The sequence below is a fragment of the Methylophilus medardicus genome (assembly GCF_006363955.1).
GTDB classification, from domain to species: Bacteria; Pseudomonadota; Gammaproteobacteria; order Burkholderiales; family Methylophilaceae; genus Methylophilus; species Methylophilus medardensis.
The window spans coordinates 2,352,699-2,365,866 of sequence record NZ_CP040948.1; the positions used below are offsets into that span (position 1 = coordinate 2,352,699).

Genomic DNA, 13,168 nt, shown 5'->3' on the forward strand with positions numbered 1-13,168 from the left:
TAGATCAGCGACGACTTACTTTTCGTTTTGAAATAACAAGCCAACCTGATTCACTTGCGCTTGCTTCAATAAATCCATGACCGCAATCACCTCACCATAAGGCGTGTTTTTGTCGGCTGAAACCACGACCGGCTTTTCCGCTTCAGCCAAGCGTGTGCGGATCAATGCCAGCATGTCATCGCGCTGCATTTCCTTACCATCCATCAATACAGTACCTTCTTTTTGCACGGTGACCACAATCGGATCAACGCTCTGCTTGAGCGCTTGACCCACTTTAGGCAACTCGACCATACCAGGGTTGGTCATCGGGGCGGTCACCATAAAAATCACCAGCAACACTAAGGTCACGTCAATGTATGGCACGACGTTAATCTGGTTCATCATGCGCCGTTTACGCGTTCTGCTCATGCGGACTCCGATCAGGCTCTACGCTGCAAAATGTTGGTAAATTCTTCGATAAAACTCTCGTAACGCACGGACAAGCGATCCACCCCCGCCGCAAAACGGTTGTAGGCAATGACGGCTGGAATCGCGGCAAACAAGCCAATCGCGGTGGCGACCAACGCTTCGGCAATGCCGGGCGCGACCTGACTCAAGGTCGCTTGGGCAACATTTGACAAGCCACGGAACGCGTTCATGATGCCCCACACTGTGCCAAACAAACCAATATAAGGGCTGACAGAACCGACTGACGCCAAAAATGGCAAATGTGCGTCCAGATAATCTAATTCACGGTTGTAAGCAGCGCGCATGGCCCGGCGCGTCGCTTCCATCACGTCACTGACTTCAGTGTCTTTTTGCTGTTTGTAGCGAATAAACTCTTTAAGGCCGGCTTGAAAAATACTCGACATGCCTTGCGGCGTTTTGCGGCCTGCAGTGATGCGCTCATACAACTCATTTAAGTCGCCACCAGACCAAAACTGGGCTTCAAACTGATCCACATTTTCATTGGCCGCTTTGAGCGAAAATACTTTAATGAAGATATACCACCAAGAGACCAGTGAGGTCAGCAGCAGAATCAGCATCACCAGTTGAACTGGCAAACTGGCCCCGCTGATCAGGGTAAAAATCGACATATCGTTTGCTACATTCATGAAGACTCCAGTGCAATTTTGATACGGGCCGGAATACCCGTTGGTTTAAATGAATCCGCATTGACGCAGGCCACTTTGACCTCCGCCTGTAATAAAATCGTCTCTTCGCGCTTGATCAGTTGCTGGCAACTAAAGCTACCGCGACCCATCTCAATCAAGTGTGAAACCACCTTCAATTGTTCATCTAGCTTGGCCGGTTTTTTAAATTGCAGTTGCATGCTGTGCACCACAAACAGCACATGTTCTTCCTGCCTCAAGGCGGTCTGCGCAAAGCCTGCCGCACGCAACCATTCGGTGCGGGCACGCTCCAGAAAGTTCAAGTAACGGCTGTGGTAGACCACCCCACCGGCATCGGTATCTTCATAATAAACGCGCACCGGAAACTCAAACATGCTATTGCGCGTCCCCTTGCCATGGCGCACCATGGGCCAATGTGGCAGGTGCTTTCAGACCAAAATGTTGATAGGTCATCTGCGTGGCCACCCGCCCGCGCGGGGTACGCATCAAATACCCTTGCTGGATCAAATAAGGCTCGAGTACATCTTCGATCGTATCGCGTTCCTCGCCTATGGCGGCTGCCAGATTATCCAAACCAACCGGGCCACCGCCAAACTTTTCGACGACCGCTTGTAACAACTTGCGATCCATGACATCCAGGCCTTGCTGATCCACATCCAGCATTTTCAGGGCAGCGTCCGCCACCTTATCGGTGACGATTCCGTCTGATTTTACCTGGGCATAATCTCGTACTCGGCGCAATAATCGATTAGCGATACGCGGCGTGCCACGGGCGCGACGGGCAATTTCTGAGGCACCACCTTGCTGCATTTCCACCTCAAGTAAGTTGGCCGAGCGCGTGACGATTTTGGCTAACTCGTCATGGCTGTAAAATTCGAGGCGCGCCACAATACCGAAGCGATCACGCAAAGGATTGGTCAACATGCCGGCACGCGTGGTGGCACCCACCAGCGTAAATGGTGGCAGATCCAGGCGCACACTGCGCGCAGCCGGGCCTTCACCAATCATGATATCCAGCCGGTAGTCTTCCATGGCTGGATACAAAATCTCTTCTACCACCGGACTCAGACGGTGAATTTCGTCAATAAATAAGACGTCGTTGGGCTCAAGATTGGTCAACAAGGCGGCTAAATCGCCGGCACGTTCCAGCACTGGGCCAGACGTCATGCGCAAATTGACACCCATTTCTTTGGCGATAATGTGAGCCAGCGTGGTTTTTCCGAGGCCCGGCGGCCCGAACAGCAGCACGTGGTCGAGCGCCTCTTGCCGACCGCGCGCCGCATTGATGAATATTTCAAGTTGGCCGCGCGCTTTCTCTTGGCCAACGTATTCATCGAGCTGCTTGGGGCGCAATGCACGCTCCAAAGCCTCCTCTTGGGGGCTGACAGTAGCGGGCGCAACGAGTCTATCGGTTTCTATCATGGGTGATCGGCGATGAAGTGCAAACTAACACTAAACAATAGGTGGCCTCATGCCGGGGGGGTAACTAAGTTATTTTTTGTAATCATAACACGCAGCCTTTGAGTATGGCATCAGTTGCCGCGCGATCAGTGGCGATCACTTGGCGAGATATTTCAATGCCTGACGAATACCATCGCTGACGCTGATGCCAGTATCCAGCAACTTCATGGTCGCCGCGGCCTCTCGCTCATGGTAGCCCAACGCGACCAATGCATTCAAAATATCGTCCGTTGCCGCTTTGGCCGCCGGTTGCGCAGAGGTCGAGCCAGTCACCACAAATTTGTCTTTCAGCTCAAGCAGCAAGCGCTCGGCGGTTTTCTTACCGATGCCGGGGATGCGCGTGAGCAGCCCAACTTCTTGCTGACTCACCGCCAACATCAAATCATTGACGCTAACCCCACTCAGAATCGAAAGTGCTGACTTGGCCCCAATGCCGTTCACTTTGAGCAATTGCTTAAAGGTATTTTTCTCTTGCTCACTGCCAAAACCATACAATAATTGCGCATCTTCACGCACCACCATGTGTGTCAATATTTGAACCGGCTGGCCCAGCTCTGGCAGATTGTAAAACGTGCTCATGGGCACCTCCACCTCGTAGCCAACGCCACTGCAGTCGATCACAATCAGTGGCGGCGACTTCTCTAGCAAACGACCTTGTAGACGCGCAATCATATTAGTCTTCCATTTTTTACTCTAAAGCCGGTCGTCGCCAAAGCACCCAAGCCTTGACCACCATGCGCATGGCATATCGCACATGCCAGCGCATCTGCCGAATCAGGACTGGGCGTAGCCGGTAACTTAAGTAGCCGCTTAACCATCTCTTGCACTTGCTCTTTTTGCGCATGGCCATTGCCGACCACCGATTGCTTGACCTGCAAGGCAGTATACTCAGCCACTGGCAAATGCTTGATCACCGCGGCTGAAATTGCAGCGCCACGGGCTTGACCAAGTAACAGTGTGGATTGTGGGTTGACGTTCACGAAGACTTTTTCAATTGCCACCTGCGTCGGCTGATACGTAGCGATCACCTCAAACAAACCATCGAGAATCACCTTCAACCGCTCGGGCAGTGCTTCTTTTTCTGGCTCACCCTGCACGCCTTTTTTTGCCGAAGCGGTTTTAATCACGCCGCTGGTCACATAGGACAATTTCCCGTCCACCGCCTCAATCACCCCAAAACCGGTGATGCGTAAACCAGGGTCGATGCCCAAAATTCGTTGTACGGCCATGATTTAAAAGCGCGCCCAGTTGCCAGCGGCAAATTGCACAGATTAAGCCTCTTCAATCACGGCAGAGGTGTAGACATCCTGCACATCATCTAAGTCTTCCAGCATATCGAGAATTTTCTGCATTTTGACTGCATCATCGCCAGTGAACACCACTTCATTGAGTGATTTCATGGTGACTTGTGCCATGACAGCTTTTAATCCGGCGGCTTCTAGCGCTTCTTTGACTGTGACAAACTCGCCCGGCGCAGTGATCACCTCAATGCTGCCGTCTTCATCTGTAATCACGTCTTCGGCGCCAGCTTCGAGCGCAACTTCCATCACGGCGTCCTCTGACACGCCCGGCTCAAACACCAGCTGACCGCAATGCTTGAACATAAACGCCACGCTGCCATCCGTGCCTAAGTTACCGCCGTGCTTGGTCAAAGCATGGCGCACGTCCATCACGGCACGTTGGCGATTATCGGTCAGGCAATCAATAATGATGGCGGCGCCATTGATGCCATAGCCCTCATAACGAATCTCTTCGTAATTCACCCCTTCGAGTTCGCCGGTACCCTTTTTAATCGCTCGCGAGATGTTATCTGAAGGCATGTTTTCTTCTTTGGCCGCTGCCACGGCCGCACGCAAACGTGGGTTCATCGCGGTATCGCCGCCGCCCATGCGGGCAGAAACAGTGATTTCTTTGATCAATTTGGTAAAGATTTTGCCACGTTTAGCATCTTGACGGCCCTTGCGGTGCTGAATATTGGCCCATTTACTATGTCCAGCCATGTTGCTTCCTTGTATTTTTAATCACGGGATGAAGGTTCTTTAACCGCCTGATTTTACCACAGGCGCCGACCGGGCTAGCAGCACTATTCGTCACCCGCACCACCGCACCACGTAAAAAAGGCCTGCATGAATCAGGCCTTAAAATAGGTGTTCTACCAAAGAATGCTTGTTTATGTGGATACTGCTTTCGGCGCTGGGCGCATCATCAAGATGGAAATTAAAGTCAGTGAAAACAAAATTAATCCCATGCCGGTCAACTCCATGCCATCCGGCACCTCGTGTAGCTGAATCCAGGCCGCGATCACACCAATCACTGGCGCCAGCATCGACGCCATACTCGCAACCCCCGCTGGCAACCGTTGCAGAGCAAACAGCCACAACAACCAAGCCAGTGCGCCACACAAAATCACATTGAACATCACTGCGCCAATCAGATAAGGCGCCCATTGAATAGGCGGAGCTGGCACCCACCAGGCAATCAACAGCATGGGCAACGAGCCCAATAACATCGGCCAAGCGGTCAGATTAATTAAATCCAACGCTGGTAGACGACGGTGCAATTGCTTGGTCATGATGGCAGATAACGCCCAAGACACCCCCGACAGCACCGCTAGCATCATGCTAAAACCATCGGCACGGATGTGCAGGGGGTCAAAAATAAACAGCATGCCCAACACTGCGGCGGTGACCGCCAACCACTGCCAACCGTGTACCCGCTCGCCCAGCATGGGCCAAGCAAATAGCAATGTCCAAAAGGGCATGGTGTAGGTTAGCACCGCAGTTTTACCTGCGCCCCCCTCCACTAGCGCCCACATGAGGACGCCCGTAAAACCCACATTCTGCAAAATTCCCAGCAGTAGCATGGTCGGAAATGCAGTCAAACCCATCGGACGACGCGTCACGTATAGCACCAAAAACAAGACCAAAGCGCCAAAAAAGGTACGCATCGCTGCAAACTGAAATGGCCCAGCATATTGCAAAGCACTCTTCATCACCACCCAGTTATACCCCCAGATGAGGGTGAGTACGAGCAAGGCGGTGAGCGCCTGCGAGCGCTGTTTGATCAATGGATCCATGTTGACTATCCGAGTTAGTTCCAGATGTGTGTGACAGCCAACCACTGACCATCAGCCTGCTGTTGAAACACAACTTGAACATTGCCGCCAAACTGCTGTTTCACGCCATCTTCACCGACCATGGCCGCCGCCCACAGGCCTGTTTGGGTAGCCATGCTATCGCTGACGATCACATCCGTCATGGTCAGACGGTGCTCAATCACACCCGCTTGAATCAACCCAGCAAAAAAGTCAGCAGCAGCCTGTCGGCCTTTAACCACCTGACCGGCGGGAGCTGGCATCACAATCGCGTCACTCGCATACAAGGCAGCAATCGCCTGGGTATCTTTATTGTTGAATGCGGTATCAAATTGCTGATTCAACGCGATTAAAGTATCGACAACGTTTGCCATGGTGAAACTCCTTGATAAATAAATTGAAATTACTGATTAAAATCCCAGGCAGACATTCCGTGGTCTATCACACCTAAAATCACTTGCAAATCATTGCGTTGCGGCGCACTCAAGCCTTGCATACATAATCGTAAACGCGTGTAGTAATCGGGCATCACCGCATCTAGCTTGGCTTGACCCGCCTCCGTTAAACAAATCTTCACGCTGCGTCTATCCTCTGGCACCAGCACACGCTTGACCAGCCCGCCCTGCTCCAAGCCATCTAATAAACCGGTCATGGTCGCCCGGGTCACGCCTAGTTTTTCTGCCAGCACAGAAGGGGTAGAGGTGAGATCCGCCTCGCGCATGAGCAAAATCAATACCCACCAGCGTCCCTGTAACAAATCATGCTTACTGAGGCAGGCGTCTAACGCGACGGACAAATCGGTCGCTACCCTCAACAACATTAAAAAACTGGCAATCGCCGTGACGTCTGCCGCCGGATAGCGTTGCGCAAACCGTTGCAAGACTTCTTGGGTAGGGAGATCTCTAAGCTGTAACATAGTTAGTCACATTATAGTTAGCTAGCTAATTATGTCAAATAATCATTGAGACTTCGAAGATGATTCATGATAAAAATAAACGCTATCCACCTTGCTTATTTAAATGCGGCGCGTAAATCCTCATTAAATCATCACTTTAATGACCCATTAAAAAATGGCGAGGGACTTTTATGTTTTAACTTTAGTGAATAAAAAGGCGCATTGGTTTAGTGATATGCGCCACCAAACCTGAGTGCCATATGCGCAGACTGGACTTCACCCGTTCTGCAAGAAGGAATTAATTTAAAAAAAGCCTGTAACGATTAAGCATGATTTAGATTTAATCAAATGAAACCATACGTACATTTGAATATACAGGACCGATGGTTGCGGCCCCTCCAAAATGACTGGATGTGCCGATGTGTAAATAATTGAATTTATCAATCGCTTCATAACTCAAGCCATCGAAGTGCAACACCTTGTCATCCACCCATGTAGAGACTCTGCCATTATTCCACTCAACGCGTATCCGATAAGTATGTTTAGGATCAAACGGGCCATCAAATGGGACCCACTCTGTCGCCTTACCAAATCCTCTTGCGTGATATTCAACCTTAAATTGAGTATGCGCTTTACCCACCCTTAACTCCCAATTATCTGTCTCAGGCAGGTTCATGCGTTCATGATTGTTAAATAACGTGCCCCACAAACCAAGAAAAATGTTCTTGTTAGCTGTCAACTGGCTTCTTGGGTCAAAATTTGTGACATCGACCTCGAGTAAGCCATGCGAGGACATTGGCGGGATCTTCCATACGATCCGATCATTGTCATTCAATACTGTCCAGCCGCCGCCCTCCAGAAATTTCCCTCCCTGAACACTACCGTGACTCTTACTATGCAAGGTATCTAACAATACCACTTTGCCCATGACGTCTCTTAAATGTGCTTTGTATATCGCTTTAGATCCATCTTCAAACGAAACCTGAAAGACTAGTGCATCATTAGACGCTGACTCTAAGCTCATATTGAAGTCTTTAGGTCTTTTTCCAGAAAGCAATATATCAGGGTGAATGACTGGAAACCGGCCACCACTCTTCCAAGCATAGATACTTGAAACTCCTTGTGGATTCTTCCCAATAAAAAATACTCGATCGTTGTAAATATTAGGTTTACTAAATCCGCTAAAGCTTACTGAGCCACCAGCCATTTCCGCCTTGTTATCTGCAACGGTGATTAACTTGCCATCGATATAGGCATGGATGCCATTTTGCTTGTTATCTTTTGATGCAGTCTTAAAAGCAAAATTTTTATTTTTAAATGAACGCTCGACTGCGCCATCATTTAATCCAGAAAAAGTGGAGCCGGGCGTATTTGGAAGTGGAGTTGAATGACCCACTATGGTTTCCAACTGCCCTTGTTTATTTACATAAATACCGGTATTTCCATTCACATCTGACGCGGTCAATATAATCTGATCATGACTAACAGTCACATCGTCCATCTCTCCAAATAGGGTGGATTGTTCGGGAGTTTTGCTCTCCCAATCAGCAATCACACTGAGTTTTTTTGTTTCAATTTCATACTGGTATGCCCCTTGAAATTTACGAGAAGTATCATCTGCCTTTTGAAATCCACGCCCAACAAAAACAACTGTCTTGCCGTCAAACACAGGACGTTTAAATGATTGAAAATGTATATTCGCGTGCGGCATTGGGGTATTGGTATCTACTATTTTGCTGATTTTGCCATCTGCATAATAATAAATACCTTCTTGATGGTTGCTTCCGGTAGCGCGGAACACCAGCTGTTCTCCTGACCCCATCGGTGCAGAATCAAAACTTGTAAACTTCCCTATCCCATCTGGAATCTCACCATTAGAGCTTACTAACATTTGAGTAGCGCCACGCTGATTTCTAAAAATGCCACGAAGCCCATTTTCTCTTGTAGCAACAAAGAAAATAGCATCTCCATCCATCACGGGCGCCGAATTGAAGTCTTTAAACTTGCCGCCTTCGCCAGCGAATATCGCACTTCCATCAGCAATCAATTCAAAATTTATGACGGGTAAAGGTCCCTCAGCGGCTAACACCAAGACCGGAAGAAAATGTGTCACCAAGAGGGCAATCTTAAATCTGCTCATCAAAACAACACCTCCAAGCTTAATCTGGCATTTCTAGGTGTACCTGGCAACATTGAGGCTTGGTTGTTCCCCATGTAATAGACTTTATCTGTGATGTTATCTACATTTAATCGCCATATTGCTTTATTACTGCCTAATTGATGTGCATAACTAGCACCCGCATCAAAGCGTGTATATCCCTCTACTGTAAAAGTATTGGCTGCATCACCATAGGAATCACTTTGTTGAAACATGCCACCATAAAGTGACAAATTTTTAAGCATGCCATGATTAAATGTGTATGAAGTCCATAGTCTGGTTGAATGCCTAGGCGCAAGATTAAGATTCTTCCCTTTAATGTTTGCGGCACCTTCAACCGTTTCACTGTCAAGGTAAGCGTATGAAGCCGAAATACTCCATTCGGGTGTCACTTGCCCAATCAATTCTGTTTCAAAGCCTTTGGTACGTTGTTCACCAATTAGCGTGAAGCGTCTTGCTACAAGATCAGTAAATACCTGGTTTGATCGGGTCAAATCATAGAGCGCAAAATTCAATGCTAATTTATCCTCTAACAAATTCGTTTTGATACCCACCTCATACTGCTCGCTTTCTTGGGGGTCAAATAACTCTCCCGCATTCAAGGCTGGTATACCTGTGGCGACAGTTAAGGCCGCGCGCGCACCGGGTTCAAACCCACGCATATAACTTCCGTATAGGGTTATTTCATCTATTGGGGTATAAACCAAGCCAACTCTGGGCGTCACTTTGTCGTTCTTACGAGCGTCCCTCACTGGCACAGCAGCAGCGGTCGCAGTTCTCTCTTCAAACTTGTCATACCTCACCCCCAGCATCAAATTTAAGTCAGGCAATACGCCAATATAATCTTCTGCGTAGAGACCTTTAAAGACACTGTCCGTTGTCGATTCAAATGCACTCATGGTGAGCGGTCTGCGGGGGACACTGATCGGGTTATAAATATTATTAGTGACACCCGTGTATGTAATATTGTTAGAGGATCTTGTCTCCAGTGATAAATCTACATGATGGTAACCAAGGACGGTTCTATGGCGCATGCCCAACAGGGTGTTATCGCCTAGCAGGTCCAAGATGAAGGAGTGATTTTTACCGTCAGTGACGCCACGCGATTCAGTGGGCGTAAAATTTCCAGTCAATGCATTAAAGCCGCTTCTACCTGAAATATGTCGATCGGTATTGTAGTCTTGGAAGGTATACAAGTGCTTTACCTTCCAATTATCGTTCAATTTCCAATCCACTTCATAACCCAAAGTGGAGTTACTCGTATTCATTTTGGTCCATGGCAAAAAGTCATAAGTGCGTCTTGATAAACCAGGAGCAGGCTTACCGTTTATCCACTGCTGACCAAGATCCCATGGAGTATCACGATTCACATAGTCAGCCAATAAAGTTAACTTCAGATCATCCGTAATTTTTGCATCAAGCACCAATCCAACAACATCTTTTTGCAGATAAACATCATCCCTAAAAGTGTTGCTATCTTCTTTGGAAATATTAATCCGATAACCTAGGTTCTCGTTGTCAGCCACCCGACCACCTGCGTCCAGTTGAAGCTGTTTATAATCCCAAGACCCGCCTGAAGCTTTTATCGATACAAAATTTTCTTCCGTAGGTCTTTTGCGAATTAAATTGATAATGCCACTGCCGCGTCCTCGACCATATTGAACGCCACTTGGGCCGCGTAATACCTCCACTCGCTCCATGAGCTCCATAGGTTGATCCAGCAATGCGTGAAGCGGCTGACCATCAACCATAAAAGCGCTCGTATCATCCAGCAAGAAACCTCTGGAGCGCAACGCAGGTTGTCGACCACCGTTTTTATTATCCATCGTGACAGAGGCCACCCCCTTCACGGCATCTGATAAATCTCGAACAGCAAATTCATCCATCAGTTTTTTAGATACAACAGTGACCGTCATCGGTGACTCTTTGATGGTGAGCGGAATTCTCGACGTTGAACTTGCTTTTTTTTGTAAATATTTGGTGCTATCGTTTTCCGACGGCGTGTTAACTGCCTCAGTCACCACCACCTCTGGTAATGTTCCATCAAACTCCACGTCTTTTCTGGCCATCTTTATCAATCTGTAGACATTACCCTCCCCCGGGACCACCGCCAGATCATAACCGTGCAGCAGTGCATCGAATCCCTGCTGCAAGCTATACGACCCATCCAAACCCGACGTTTGTTTACGCTGCGTTAATGCCGGATCGAATGCGAGCACCACGCCGGATTGTGAGGCAAATGTGGTTAATGCATGATCCAATGCGCCTGACTTGATCTTGTATACTTTTTTCACCTCTGCAGACCGCACTGGCGTTTCAGCCAATGCTGTGTCTGCAAATATAGGTGACGCCAAGGTGACCATCGAAGAAACCAAAATACGAATGGATGACTTTTTAAATTGATGAATTGAAGATGTTGGGTTGACTTTCATATTGCACTCCTAAAATACAGTTCTCATGTGTATGCCAATCGAGAACTCAAAAGTGACAATATTTTTTTAAAAATTTAGTAAAAAAACTAAACGTCAGGCAATACCATCGTCAAAAAACGCGTTGCGCGCTGAATTCTTACCGGGAATGTTTGTGTCAGGCCATTTAAAGAGGCGTCAATATCATCAATGGAGTAGGTACCCGACACCCTGAGGTCCTTTATGTCAGGATGACACAGTAATAAACCCTGCTTATATCTGGCCAGCTCATTAATCAACGTTTGTAAAGGCACATCATTCACTTCAACATAACCGTTTGACCAGGCATCAGAGAGCATCCACTGCGTTGGACTGGACACAACCCCCATGGCGTAGATGTCTACCTGCTCTTGAGGGTGCACATAAAAATTAACGTCGTTGTCTTTCGACCTAACTTTGAGCATCCCTTCAAACAGCGATACGCGTGTAAAAGTATCAAATTTTCGTACATTGAACCTGGTGCCCATTGGTTCAATGTGACCATCGGGAGTTTCAATTAAAAGGGGGCTATCAAAGCCGTGAGCATGTCCAGTAGTGATGAGCATCTCCCCTTGATGCAGCTTAATACTTCGTTGCAATTTAGTCAGATTAACTGTAATGACACTATTGGTATTAAGTATGATTCTGGAGCCATCTGCGAGTAAAACATGCTTTCTCTCCCCCACTTTGGTGAGATACTTTTGTTCAAATTCAGGCGTTAATTCTTCATGTATCAACAGCCCGACTGGTAAGGATATCGCTGCAAATATTACAAAATTCTTGAGTGTCGCCCGGCGAGACAAATCTACTTTGTTTTTATTCCGATTGAGTACAGACATGCCAATGTCAGAGGGAATAGATTTGAATGTATTTAGCGTGCTTTTGATTTCTTCCCATGCAGCAGCATTTTGTTGGCTTTGATTCATCCAAACCATCCATGCTTGATGATCCTCAGGACTCGCATCTTCAGCTGTGAGTTTTATGTACCAATCTACAGCACTCGTTAAATGTTCAGAGTTCTCCGTCATATCAGGCTCGGTGTCTCAACACATGCAAAAGAGCATTCGCAATATATTTGCGCACAGAGCTCACACTCACGCCAAGCGCCTGCGCAATTTCCATATGACTTAAATCCTCCAGTTGGGACATCAGAAAAGCGCTTTTTACCTTCGCATTGAGGCCATCGAGCATTTCATCTATTAAAAATAGTGTCTCCAACATAATTGCTTTGGTCTCAGGTGAGTAATATTCAGGTTCGGGATGATCGCTGATAGAAGCCAAGTAAGCCTTTTCAATTTCTTTTCGCCTGACGTGATTCACCATCACACCATGGGCGATGTGAGTAATGTATGCCCTGGGTTGCGCCATGTCCCTAAGGTCATCTTTGCACATGACCTTTATGAATGTGTCCTGCGTTAAATCTGCCGCCTCTTGTGTGCAGCCTAGCTTTCTTCTTAAAAAGTTAAAAATCCAGCCATGATGATGAACATAAAGTTGGCTCACCATTTCGTTAGCAGTCGTGTTCGTAACTCTCATTTGAATTCCAAAAGTTTGGGCTAATTGCGTTGGAGGGTTTTGTTTCACCTCGCCATTAGCCCGAACCTGCAAGAATCAAGCCATTATATAAACAGCTGTTTTTAAATGAGAAAAATCATATATTGATAAAAATAAATTGCTTTCAGCCAACTCTTCTTTATTTGCATGGCTGAAAGCAACCACTCCGCCACGTTCACCCAAAACAATTCAAATAATTTATTTTTTTGTAGTAACTAAGGAGTGATAAAGCCTCGCTCGACCTGTACGATCGAAGTTCAATCATTTGAAATTCATTCCTTAATTCATGAATTTTTAGTAGTGCTCAAGTCGCTTGTTTGCCAAGAAAAATGCTTATCTACAATTTAATATCAATATTTGGTTATAAAAATGCCTTGGATTTTAAAACTGAATCAAGCGTATCTTTTACTCAATCACCTATCGCCAAAGACTCTACTCACTAGCATC

General features: G+C 47.3%; 14 protein-coding genes. All 14 read right to left on the reverse strand.

Going from position 1 to position 13,168, the window contains the following annotated elements:
- Nucleotides 1-15 precede the first annotated feature (15 nt).
- The gene (locus FIT99_RS11190) at nt 16-408 is read right to left on the reverse strand and encodes a biopolymer transporter ExbD (protein WP_140004352.1); all 393 of its coding nucleotides are present in this window, start codon (nt 406-408) and stop codon (nt 16-18) included.
- A gap of 11 nt (nt 409-419) precedes the next feature.
- Nucleotides 420-1,094: a protein TolQ gene (gene tolQ / locus FIT99_RS11195; RefSeq protein WP_140004353.1), complete on the reverse strand. Its 675-nt coding sequence runs from the start codon at nt 1,092-1,094 to the stop codon at nt 420-422.
- The gene (gene ybgC / locus FIT99_RS11200; RefSeq protein WP_140004354.1) at nt 1,091-1,486 is read right to left on the reverse strand and encodes a tol-pal system-associated acyl-CoA thioesterase; all 396 of its coding nucleotides are present in this window, start codon (nt 1,484-1,486) and stop codon (nt 1,091-1,093) included. The genes tolQ and ybgC overlap by 4 nt, the downstream gene beginning before the upstream one ends.
- A 1-nt stretch (nt 1,487) precedes the next feature.
- Nucleotides 1,488-2,534: a Holliday junction branch migration DNA helicase RuvB gene (ruvB, locus tag FIT99_RS11205; RefSeq protein ID WP_140004355.1), complete on the reverse strand. Its 1,047-nt coding sequence runs from the start codon at nt 2,532-2,534 to the stop codon at nt 1,488-1,490.
- Nucleotides 2,535-2,669: 135 nt separating this feature from the next.
- Nucleotides 2,670-3,245 (reverse strand): Holliday junction branch migration protein RuvA, encoded by a 576-nt coding sequence (gene ruvA / locus FIT99_RS11210; RefSeq protein ID WP_140004356.1) that lies wholly within the window; start codon nt 3,243-3,245, stop codon nt 2,670-2,672.
- On the reverse strand, nt 3,242-3,802 hold the full coding sequence (gene ruvC, locus FIT99_RS11215) for a crossover junction endodeoxyribonuclease RuvC (RefSeq protein WP_140004357.1): 561 nt from the start codon (nt 3,800-3,802) through the stop codon (nt 3,242-3,244). The genes ruvA and ruvC overlap by 4 nt, the downstream gene beginning before the upstream one ends.
- 42 nt (nt 3,803-3,844) lie before the next feature.
- Nucleotides 3,845-4,573, reverse strand: coding sequence for a YebC/PmpR family DNA-binding transcriptional regulator (locus tag FIT99_RS11220; protein ID WP_140004358.1), 729 nt, complete (start codon nt 4,571-4,573; stop codon nt 3,845-3,847).
- 170 nt (nt 4,574-4,743) lie between these two features.
- Nucleotides 4,744-5,649 (reverse strand): DMT family transporter, encoded by a 906-nt coding sequence (locus FIT99_RS11225; RefSeq protein ID WP_140004359.1) that lies wholly within the window; start codon nt 5,647-5,649, stop codon nt 4,744-4,746.
- Between the two features lie 14 nt (nt 5,650-5,663).
- Entirely contained in the window at nt 5,664-6,041 is a 378-nt protein-coding gene (locus FIT99_RS11230) for a YybH family protein (protein WP_140004360.1), read from the reverse strand.
- A gap of 29 nt (nt 6,042-6,070) precedes the next feature.
- The gene (locus FIT99_RS11235) at nt 6,071-6,583 is read right to left on the reverse strand and encodes a MarR family winged helix-turn-helix transcriptional regulator (protein ID WP_140004361.1); all 513 of its coding nucleotides are present in this window, start codon (nt 6,581-6,583) and stop codon (nt 6,071-6,073) included.
- A gap of 319 nt (nt 6,584-6,902) precedes the next feature.
- A complete protein-coding gene (locus FIT99_RS11240; protein WP_140004362.1) occupies nt 6,903-8,702 on the reverse strand; it encodes a DUF7453 family protein in 1,800 nt (599 codons plus the stop codon).
- Nucleotides 8,702-11,152, reverse strand: coding sequence for a TonB-dependent siderophore receptor (locus tag FIT99_RS11245; protein ID WP_140004363.1), 2,451 nt, complete (start codon nt 11,150-11,152; stop codon nt 8,702-8,704). The genes FIT99_RS11240 and FIT99_RS11245 overlap by 1 nt, the downstream gene beginning before the upstream one ends.
- An 86-nt stretch (nt 11,153-11,238) precedes the next feature.
- Nucleotides 11,239-12,195, reverse strand: coding sequence for a FecR domain-containing protein (locus tag FIT99_RS11250; RefSeq protein WP_140004364.1), 957 nt, complete (start codon nt 12,193-12,195; stop codon nt 11,239-11,241).
- Between the two features lies 1 nt (nt 12,196).
- Nucleotides 12,197-12,703, reverse strand: coding sequence for a sigma-70 family RNA polymerase sigma factor (locus FIT99_RS11255; RefSeq protein WP_140004365.1), 507 nt, complete (start codon nt 12,701-12,703; stop codon nt 12,197-12,199).
- Nucleotides 12,704-13,168 lie beyond the last annotated feature (465 nt).

What these genes read in the sequence shown, in the direction of transcription:
- FIT99_RS11190 (WP_140004352.1), bottom strand. Translation starts at nt 408, where the DNA reads ATGAGCAGAACGCGTAAACGGCGCATGATGAACCAGATTAACGTCGTG.
- tolQ (WP_140004353.1), bottom strand. Translation starts at nt 1,094, where the DNA reads ATGAATGTAGCAAACGATATGTCGATTTTTACCCTGATCAGCGGGGCC.
- ybgC (WP_140004354.1), bottom strand. Translation starts at nt 1,486, where the DNA reads ATGTTTGAGTTTCCGGTGCGCGTTTATTATGAAGATACCGATGCCGGT.
- ruvB (WP_140004355.1), bottom strand. Translation starts at nt 2,534, where the DNA reads ATGATAGAAACCGATAGACTCGTTGCGCCCGCTACTGTCAGCCCCCAA.
- ruvA (WP_140004356.1), bottom strand. Translation starts at nt 3,245, where the DNA reads ATGATTGCGCGTCTACAAGGTCGTTTGCTAGAGAAGTCGCCGCCACTG.
- ruvC (WP_140004357.1), bottom strand. Translation starts at nt 3,802, where the DNA reads ATGGCCGTACAACGAATTTTGGGCATCGACCCTGGTTTACGCATCACC.
- FIT99_RS11220 (WP_140004358.1), bottom strand. Translation starts at nt 4,573, where the DNA reads ATGGCTGGACATAGTAAATGGGCCAATATTCAGCACCGCAAGGGCCGT.
- FIT99_RS11225 (WP_140004359.1), bottom strand. Translation starts at nt 5,649, where the DNA reads ATGGATCCATTGATCAAACAGCGCTCGCAGGCGCTCACCGCCTTGCTC.
- FIT99_RS11230 (WP_140004360.1), bottom strand. Translation starts at nt 6,041, where the DNA reads ATGGCAAACGTTGTCGATACTTTAATCGCGTTGAATCAGCAATTTGAT.
- FIT99_RS11235 (WP_140004361.1), bottom strand. Translation starts at nt 6,583, where the DNA reads ATGTTACAGCTTAGAGATCTCCCTACCCAAGAAGTCTTGCAACGGTTT.
- FIT99_RS11240 (WP_140004362.1), bottom strand. Translation starts at nt 8,702, where the DNA reads ATGAGCAGATTTAAGATTGCCCTCTTGGTGACACATTTTCTTCCGGTC.
- FIT99_RS11245 (WP_140004363.1), bottom strand. Translation starts at nt 11,152, where the DNA reads ATGAAAGTCAACCCAACATCTTCAATTCATCAATTTAAAAAGTCATCC.
- FIT99_RS11250 (WP_140004364.1), bottom strand. Translation starts at nt 12,195, where the DNA reads ATGACGGAGAACTCTGAACATTTAACGAGTGCTGTAGATTGGTACATA.
- FIT99_RS11255 (WP_140004365.1), bottom strand. Translation starts at nt 12,703, where the DNA reads ATGAGAGTTACGAACACGACTGCTAACGAAATGGTGAGCCAACTTTAT.